The sequence below is a fragment of the Corallococcus sp. AB049A genome (assembly GCF_003668885.1).
Classification (GTDB): Bacteria; Myxococcota; Myxococcia; order Myxococcales; family Myxococcaceae; genus Corallococcus; species Corallococcus interemptor.
In genome coordinates this window covers 1-8795 of record NZ_RAWL01000365.1, presented here as the reverse complement: position 1 = coordinate 8795, position 8795 = coordinate 1, and the positions used below count along the sequence as shown (strand labels likewise).

Below are 8795 nucleotides of genomic sequence, written 5' to 3'. Positions count from 1 at the left end.
GTGCTGGGCGCGCTGGGGCACGACAGCGTGCGGTGGCTGGATGCCGCATCACCCACGATGCCGGGCCCGTGGTTTGGAGGCATGCGCTTCAGTCCCACGGCGCCGGTGGATGGTGCGTGGCGCTCGCATGGGCTGGCGCGCTGGACGCTGCCGGAGGTGCTGGTGTGGCGCGAGGGCAGCGCGCTGGCGGTGGCGGTCTTCGCGCCGGAGGGGCCGGGGGCGGAGGACGTGGTGCGCTCGCGGCTGGAGCGCATGCGGGCGTCCTTCCCCCAGTCCTATCGCCATCCGGTGGGCGCGCCCGTCGCGCTGCGCACGGCTTCGTCGCGGCGGGACTTCGAGGCCCTGGTGGACCGCGCGGTGGAGGCGATTGGCGCGGGCCAGCTGAACAAGGTGGTGCTGGCGCGGGCGCTGGAGGCGGAGGGACCGGAGCCCTTCGACGTGGTGGACGTGCTGGCGCGTCTGCGTGAGCAGAACCCGCGCTGCGCCACGTTCCTCTTCCGCGCGCCGGACGGCACGGGCTTTTTGGGCGCGACGCCGGAGACGCTGTGCCGGGTGGACGGGCGCCGGCTGGAGACGGAGGCGCTGGCGGGGTCCGCGGCGCCGGGCGGCGCGGAGGCGCTGGATGCCAGCGACAAGGATCGGCGCGAGCATGAGGCGGTGGTGCGCTACATCCTCCAGGCGCTGACGCCGGTGGCGGCGAGCGTGTCCGCGGACGCGCAGCCGTCGGTGCTGGCGCTGAAGAACGTGGTGCACCTGCGCACGGGCATCCGCGCTGAGCTGGCGGAGGGCGTGGACACCGCGCACGTCGTCACCGCGCTGCATCCCACGCCGGCGGTGGGCGGCACGCCGCGCGAGCGCGCGCTGTCGTTCCTGGTGGAGCACGAGGCCCTGGATCGGGGCTGGTACGCGGGGCCGGTGGGCTGGGTGGGCCCCGGGCGCGCGCACCTGGTGGTGGCGTTGCGCTCGGCGCTGGTGCGCGGGGCGAAGGCCCGGCTCTTCGTGGGCGCGGGCATCGTCGCGGGTTCCAGCGCGGAGTCCGAGTGGCGGGAGACGGAGATGAAGAGTCTGGCCATGCTGCGTGCGCTGGGGGGCCGGTGATGCCCCAGGACGCCAACCTCAACGTGCTGTGGTCGCGAGCGCTGCTGGAGGAGCTGGTGCGGGGCGGCGTGCGGCACGCGGTGGTGTGTCCGGGCTCGCGCTCGTCGGCACTGGCGCTCGCGTGCGCACACACGCCGGGCCTGCGCGTCTGGTCCGTCATCGACGAGCGCAGCGCAGGCTTCTTCGCGCTGGGCATGGCGAAGCAGTCGCGCCAGCCGGTGGTGCTGGTGGCGACGAGCGGTTCCGCGGGCGCGCACTTCTTCCCGGCCGTCATCGAGGCGGCCATGGCCCAGGTGCCGCTGATCATCCTCACGGCGGACCGGCCGCTGGAGCTGCAGGGCTGGGGCGCGCCGCAGACGGTGCCGCAGGCGCGCTTCTACGGTGACTTCGCGCGGATGTTCGCGGACGTGGGCATGCCGGAGGCGAACAGCGCCTCCATCGCGCACCTGCGCGCCACGGCCGCCCGCGCGGTGAGCACCGCGTGCCGCGCGCCCCGGGGCGCCGTGCAGCTCAACGTGCCCTTCCGCGAACCGCTGGCGCCCATCGCGCAGGACTTCGGCGCGGAGAAGCTGACGGCGCTCGCGAGGGAAGGGCGGACGGACGCGCCCGTTACCCGCATCGCGCAGGCGTCGCGAGCCCCGGACCCGATGGCGCTGGCGGAGGTGACGGCGCGAATCGCCGCCAACGAGCACGGCGTCATCGTGTGCGGCCCCCGTGACGAGGACGACGGCTTCGCGGAGGCCATCGCCGCGCTGAGCCTGGCGACGGGCTACCCGGTGCTCGCGGAGGCGACGTCGCAGGCGCGCTATGGCGGCGGCCCGCTGACGGTGTCGCTCTACGACGCGCTCCTGCGCCATGAGCCGTTCACGCGGAGCCACGTGCCGCAGGTGGTGCTGCGCTTCGGCGGAGGCCTGACGCCCAAGTCGCCGCAGCAGTGGCTGGACGCTTCCGGCGCGGACATCACCGTCTTCAGCGACGAGGGCGCGCTCTACGACCCGGCGCACCAGGCCACGCGCGTGGTGGAGGGCAACGCGGTGCTCGCGTGCCGGACGCTGACGGAGGGGCTGTCGCGAGGCCCTGGCCGCTGGGCGCAGGACTTCATGAACGCGGAGCGCGTGGCGCGCAATGCATTGGAGAAGGCGCTCGGCGAACAGAAGGACGCGCTGACCGAGCCCCGCGTGGCGCGCGAGGTGGTGGCGGCGCTGCCGGAGAACGCGCTCTTCTTTGTATCCAGCAGCATGCCCATCCGCGCGGTGGACGCGTTCGCGCACGGCGGTGGCGTGCCGATGCGGGTGCTGGCGAACCGGGGCGCCAACGGCATCGACGGCATCGTGTCCAGCGCGGCGGGCATGGCCGCGGCGGCGGGACGGCCCGCGGTGCTCCTGTCCGGCGACCTGGCGCTGCTGCACGACGTGGGCGGGCTGCTGACGGCCGCGCGTGCGCGCGTGCCCCTGACGGTCGTGGTGGTGAACAACGACGGTGGCGGCATCTTCTCGTTCCTGCCGCTGGCGCAGGTGGCGAAGCAGGACGAGTTCGAAGCCCTCTTCGGCACACCTCACGGCGTGGACCTGTCGCACGCGGCGGCGCTCGCGGGTGCGCGCTTCGAGCGCCCCACGACGCCCGCGGCCCTGCGTGCGGCGGTGCGCACCGGGCTGGAGGGCGGCCTCCACCTGGTGGAGGTCCAGGTGGAGCGGGCCACCAACGTGGATGCGCACCGGCACCTCTTCGCGCGGATGGCCGCCGCACTGGGAGAAGGATCATGGGCGTGACGCTCGCTTACGACACCTGGGGCGAAGGCCCCCATACGCTCCTGGCGCTGCACGGCTTCACCGGCAGCGGCGCCTCGTTCGCGCACCTGCGTGCGTTGCTCGGCCGCTCCGTGCGCTTCGTCGCGGTGGATCTGCCTGGCCACGGCCGCACGCCGCTGCCGGAGAAGCGCGGGCGCGACGGCTTCCTGGAGACAGTGGACGCGGTGGTCCGCCTGGCCCGGGAGCTGGGCGGCCACGTGGATCTGCTCGGCTACTCGCAGGGCGCGCGGATCGCGCTGGGCGCCGCGGTGCGCGCGCCGGAGTGCTTCGGCCGGCTGATCATGGAGAGCGGATCCCCCGGACTGCACCGCCGCCAGGAGCGCTCCGAGCGCCGCGAGGCCGACGCGAAGCTCGTGGAGTTCATCCGCGCCAGGGGAGTGGACGCGTTCGTGGACCGGTGGGAGGCGCTGCCCCTGTTCGACGGGCTGCGCCGCCTGCCGGAGGCGGAGCAGGCCGCGCTTCGCGAGCGCCGCAAGGCCTGCACGGTGGAGGGGCTCTCCGGGGCGTTGGAGACCCTGGGCCTGGGCGTGCAGCCGGACTACTGGCCGGAGCTGCACCGCCAGCGGCTGCCCACGCTGCTGCTCACCGGCGCCGAGGACGTGAAGTTCACGGGCCTGGCGCGGCGCATGGCGGCGGAGCTGCCGGTGGTGTGGCGGCACGCATTCGCCGGGGTCTCCCATGCCCCGCACCTGGAGGCGCCGGAGGAGTACGTGCGCGAAGTGCTCTCGTTCCTCCAGACGCCCTGGTACGAAGCGCCGCAGTTCGAACACGCCATCCTGGCGCGAGAGGCGACCCACTCGTGACGACCCTGGTGACCACTCCTCCCGGTGCGGCTCCTCCGCGTCCCTCGCTGAAGACGTGGCTGATGGCCGTGCGTCCGAAGACGCTGACGGCGGGCGCGGTGCCGGTGCTGGTGGCCACGGCGCTCGCGTTTGGTGACGGCGTGGGGCGCCTGTTGCCCGCGGTCGCGGCGCTCGTGGGCGCGGTGCTGATCCAGATCGGCACCAACTTCATCAATGACTACTACGACTTCAAGAAGGGCGCGGACACCGAGGAGCGCCTGGGGCCCAAGCGCGTGACGCAGAGCGGGCTCATCGCGCCGGCCACGGTGCTGATGGGCGGCCTCGCGTGCTTCGCGCTGGCGACGCTGGTGGGCGTGTACCTGGTGGCGGTGGGCGGTCTGCCCATCGTGTTCATCGGCGTGGCGTCACTGCTCTGCGGCTACGCGTACACGGGCGGCCCGTTTCCGCTGGCCTACCGCGGCCTGGGCGACCTCTTCGTGCTCATCTTCTTCGGCATCGTCGCGGTGACGGGCGCGTACTACGTGCAGGCCGGCTTCGTGTCGCCCGCGGCCTGGTGGGCGTCGGTGCCGGTGGGCGCCATCGGCACGTGCCTCATCGTGGTGAACAACCAGCGCGACGCGAGCACGGACGTGAAGGCCGGCAAGCGCACGATGGTGGTGCGCTTCGGCACGGGCTTTGGCCGCGCGGAGTACGTGGTGTTGCTGATCGCCTCCTACGCCACGCCGTTCCTGCTGTTCGCCAGGGGCTACGCGAGCGCCTGGGTCTTCCTGCCGCTCTTGAGCCTGCCGCTGGTGGTGCCGCCGCTGAAGCTGATGCTCAAGGCCCAGGGTGCGGCGCTCAACCCCGCGCTGGGCGGGACGGCGAAGCTCCAGATGGTCTTCGGGCTGCTGTTCGCGGTGGGCCTGTACCTGCGCTGACGAAGGAGCGGCATGCGCATCACCGAAGCGACGCTCACCCCGCTGTACCTCACCCTGACCCATCCCCTGAAGACGGCGCGAGGCTCCTACGCCACGCGCGACGGGTTCCTCGTGCGGCTGCGCGACGAGGAGGGGCACGTGGGGCAGGGCGAGGCGATGCCGCTGCCCGAGTTCGGCACGGAGTCCCTGGCCACCACGCACACGGTGCTGCGCGGGTGGCTGAGCGCCCTCAAGGGTCAGACGCTGGAGGACAGCATCGAGGGCATCGAAGCCACGCTCGTGCCGTCCGCCAGTGAGGAGATGCGCCAGCGCGGTGCGCGGATCCGGGGCATCGACTCCGAGCAGCGGGTCCCCGCAGCACAGCACGGCCTGGAGCTGGCGCTGCTGGACCTGGTGGCCCAGCGCAAGGGCGTGCCCCTGTGCTGGTTGCTGGCGGAGGAGGCGCGGCAGGAGGTCCTGGTGAACGCGCTCTTGAGCGCGGAGGAGCCGGAGGACCTGGCCCGCGAAGCACAAGCAGCGGTGGCCGAGGGCTACCAGACGCTGAAGCTGAAGGTCGCGGGCCGCTCGCTGGACATGGACGAGGCCCGGGTCCGCGCCGTGCGCGAAGCGGCGGGGCCGCGCGTGCGCCTCCGCCTGGACGCGAACGGAGGCTGGACGGAACCCGAGGCCAACCGCGCCCTGGATCGGCTGGGCTGGTACGACCTGGAACTCGTGGAGCAGCCCACGCCGCCGGAGGACCTCCAGGCCCTGTGGCGCGTGCAGCGCCGCGCTCCTTGCATCATCGCGGCGGACGAAACGCTCGCCACGCCGGCCGCGGTGCGCACGCTGCTCACCATGGACCTGGGCGGTGGCCCGGCGGTGGGCGCGGTGGTGATCAAGCCGATGGTGCTCGGGGGGCTGCTGCCCTCCATGGTGGTGGCGCTGCGAGCGGCCCACCTGGGCATGCACGCGTTCGTCACCAGCTCCATCGACGGCGTGGTGGCCCGGGCGGGCGCCGCGCACCTGGCCTCCGCGCTGCCCTCGGGAGACCTGGCCTCCGGCCTCGCCGTGGGGCGGCTCTTCGCGGACGAGCCGAGAGATCATCCGTATCAACCGCATCAGGGGCTGGTGCGGCTGCGAGACATGCCCGGGTTGGGACTGAACCCGGATCTCATCTGGGACCGCTGATCCATGAGCCTCGGCGATCCTTCCTCAGGGAGCTGCCTGGCCATGATCTACGACTGCCCCATCCGCGAAGGCGCGCGCGTGCACCCCGGCGCCGAAGCGCTGCGCTTCGCGGGACTGCGCTGGACCTTCCGCGAACTGGATGGAGAGGTGACGCGCTGGACCGAAGCGCTGGCCGCGCGCGGAATAGGGCAGGGCGAGCGCGTGGCGCTGCTGTCCACGAGCCACCCGGCGGTGACCTTCCTCTTCTGGGCCCTCGGCCGCCTGGGCGCGATCTTCGCGCCGCTCAATGCCCGGCTCACCCCGGCGGAGCTGGGGCCCCTGCTGGACGAGGTCGAGCCCCGGCTCACGCTCGCGCTCGAGTCCCTGCGAGACCGGATCCCGGAAGCGGAGTCGCTGGAGTCCTTCCCCGGCAGCGTGTCGGCGCGCGAACCCGTGCCCGCCCGGAGCTGGGACGCGGACACGGCGCGGGTCATCCTGTTCACCAGCGGGACGACGGGGAGGCCCAAGGGCGCGGTGCTCTCGGAAGGTGCCTTCCGCGCCTCCAGCCGGGCGTCCGCCGCGAACCTGGGCGCGCACCCCGCGCCGCGCTGGCTGGGCACGCTGCCCCTGTTCCACGTCGGCGGCCTGGCCATGCTCACGCGCACCGCGTACGAGGGCGGCTGCCTCTTGTTGCACGAGCGCTTCGACGCGGACGCGGTCAACCGCGCCATCGACTCGGAGGGCGCCTCCCACGCCAGCTTCGTCGCCACCACGCTGGAGCGGGTGCTGGACGCAAGGCAGGACCGCAAGCTCCCCGACACCTTCCGGTGCGCGCTCATCGGCGGCGGTCCCGTCCCCACCGCGCTGCTCACGCGCGCCCGGGCCGCGGGACTCCTGGCCCTCCAGACCTACGGCCTCACCGAGGCCTGCTCCCAGGTCACCACCGAGCGCCCCGGCGAAGCGGATGGCCGCACCGCCGGGCCGCCGCTGCCGGGCCTGGAGGTCCGCATCGTCGGGACGGACGGCGCGACGCTCGGTGAAGGACAGGAGGGGGACGTGGAGGTCCGCGGCCCCACGCTCATGGCCCGCTACTGGCGCCAGCGCGAGGCCACGCGCGAGGCCTTCCACGACGGCTGGCTGCGCACCCGCGACGTGGGCGTGCTGGACGCGAAGGGTCGCCTCACCCTGCTGTCACGCCGCACGGACCTCATCGTGAGGGGAGGGGAGAACCTCTACCCGGCCGAAATCGAGGCCGTCCTCGCCAACCACCCGGCCATCCTGGAGTCCGCCGTCGTCGGCGTGCCGGACCCGCACTGGGGCGAGGTGCCCGTGGCCTTCGTCGTCCTGCGCCCCGGCCACGCCCTGCCCGACAACCTGGACGCGTGGTGCCGCCAGTCGCTCGCGCGGTTCAAGGTGCCCACTCGCTTTGTCGCAATTGAAACACTTCCTCGAAACGCGATGAGCAAGGTGGAGCGCCCCGTCCTCCGCAAATACGCTCAGCCTCATCCCCCGTATCAGTCAGGGTCGTGAGCACCCTGATTTCTTGATGGGTGGGGCTGGCAGGACTCGCTGAGAAGACCTGTCAGGTTGGGTTATAATATTCCGTTGTGGGGGGATCCTGAGAGGAAGCTCACGGTGAGTACCGCAGTGGAAGCAGTGAAGGTGGAAGGGCAGTCCGAAGCGATCCACGTCGAGGCGAACGCCAGCAAGGCCGCTGGCGCCATGAAGTGCCCCCATCTTGGCGCGCAGTACAACCCGTTCGCGGGACCGCACGTCGAGGACCCGCATCCGTTCTACGCGCAGCTGAGGCGGGACGCGCCCGTCAGCTACAACCCCATGCTGGGCATGTGGCTGGTGAGCCGTTACGAGGACATCTGCCACGTGCTGAAGGACCCGGCGCGCTACTCGTCGGCGGACCTGGGCAACATGGGCTCGGTGCTGTCCCCCAAGACGCTGGCGGTGCTCGCCGAGGGCTATCCCCTGGCGGACAGCCTGATCAACTCGGATCCGCCCGCGCACACCCGGCTGCGCAAGCTGCTGGGCCGGGGCTTCTCCGCCCAGCGCATCACCGCGCAGGAGGCGCCCATCCGCGCCGTCTCCGAGGAGCTCATCCAGGCCTTCGCCCGCAGGGGCCACGCGGACCTGGTGACGGAGTTCGCGTACCCGCTGCCCGTGCGGGTCATCCTGGGCATGGCGGGCGTCCCCCAGGAGGACATGGCGGACATCAAGCGCTGGTGCGACGACTTCTTCCGGATGATCTTCACCCGCGTCCCCGCGGAGGAGCAGCCGCCGCTCGCGCGCAGCTGGGTCACCTTCCAGCACTACGTCGCCCGCCTCATCCGCGCCCGCGAGGACGAGCCCCGCGACGACCTGATCAGCTATCTGGTCACCACCGACGCGGACGGAGAGGCGCTCACGCTGCCGGAGCTGATCATCGCCATCGCCGGCAGCATGCTGGCCGCCGGCCATGAGACGACCACGGCGCTGCTCGCCCAGTGCTGGAAGCAGGCCCTGATCCAGCCCGGCCTCTGGCAGAAGCTGCGCGAGGACCGCTCGCTGGTGCCGCACCTCATCGAGGAGACGCTGCGCTTCGACTCCGTGGCGCACGGGATGATCCGCACCACGACGGAGGACGTGGAACTGGCGGGCGTCGCGCTGCCCAGAGGCTCGCGGCTGCTCCTGCTCTACGCGTCCGGCAGCCGTGACGCCACGCTGCTCCCGGATGGCGACCACTTCGACATCTCCCGGCACCACCCCACGCACCTGGGCTTTGGCCGGGGCATCCACTTCTGCATCGGGGCTCCGCTCGCGCGGCTGGAGGCGCTCATCGCCACCAACCTGCTGCTGGATCAGCTCCCGGACCTGAAGCTGGAGGAGAACCCGGACTTCGGCCACACGCAGTCGCTGACCATCCGCGCCATCCAGCACCTGCGGGTGAGCTGGACCCCCAGCGGGGCCTGAGGCCCACCACCAGGGACCCGCCCCGCCCGTGGCGCCCCCACGGACGGGCCGGGTGTTTCACC

The 8795-nt window shown here is 72.5% G+C and carries 7 protein-coding genes; all 7 read left to right on the top strand.

What is annotated here, in order from left to right; all coding sequences use genetic code 11:
• A partial coding sequence (locus D7X55_RS30080; protein WP_121724864.1) for an isochorismate synthase MenF occupies positions 1-1098 on the top strand: 1098 nt, incomplete at its 5' end.
• Positions 1098-2867, top strand: coding sequence for a 2-succinyl-5-enolpyruvyl-6-hydroxy-3-cyclohexene-1-carboxylic-acid synthase (gene menD, locus D7X55_RS30075; RefSeq protein WP_120546472.1), 1770 nt, complete (start codon positions 1098-1100; stop codon positions 2865-2867). The genes D7X55_RS30080 and menD, both read left to right, overlap by 1 nt.
• On the top strand, positions 2858-3709 hold the full coding sequence (gene menH, locus D7X55_RS30070) for a 2-succinyl-6-hydroxy-2,4-cyclohexadiene-1-carboxylate synthase (protein WP_121724863.1): 852 nt from the start codon (positions 2858-2860) through the stop codon (positions 3707-3709). Before menD ends, menH begins: the two co-directional genes overlap by 10 nt.
• On the top strand, positions 3706-4626 hold the full coding sequence (locus D7X55_RS30065; RefSeq protein WP_120546401.1) for a 1,4-dihydroxy-2-naphthoate polyprenyltransferase: 921 nt from the start codon (positions 3706-3708) through the stop codon (positions 4624-4626). Before menH ends, D7X55_RS30065 begins: the two co-directional genes overlap by 4 nt.
• 12 nt (positions 4627-4638) lie before the next feature.
• On the top strand, positions 4639-5793 hold the full coding sequence (gene menC / locus D7X55_RS30060; protein ID WP_120546400.1) for an o-succinylbenzoate synthase: 1155 nt from the start codon (positions 4639-4641) through the stop codon (positions 5791-5793).
• Between the two features lie 42 nt (positions 5794-5835).
• Positions 5836-7302, top strand: a complete 1467-nt coding sequence (gene menE / locus D7X55_RS30055; RefSeq protein WP_121724862.1) for an o-succinylbenzoate--CoA ligase — start codon at positions 5836-5838, stop codon at positions 7300-7302.
• A gap of 105 nt (positions 7303-7407) precedes the next feature.
• Positions 7408-8733 carry a cytochrome P450 gene (locus D7X55_RS30050; RefSeq protein ID WP_121724861.1) on the top strand — a complete coding sequence of 442 codons (1326 nt, stop codon included), beginning with the start codon at positions 7408-7410 and terminating at the stop codon, positions 8731-8733.
• Positions 8734-8795 lie beyond the last annotated feature (62 nt).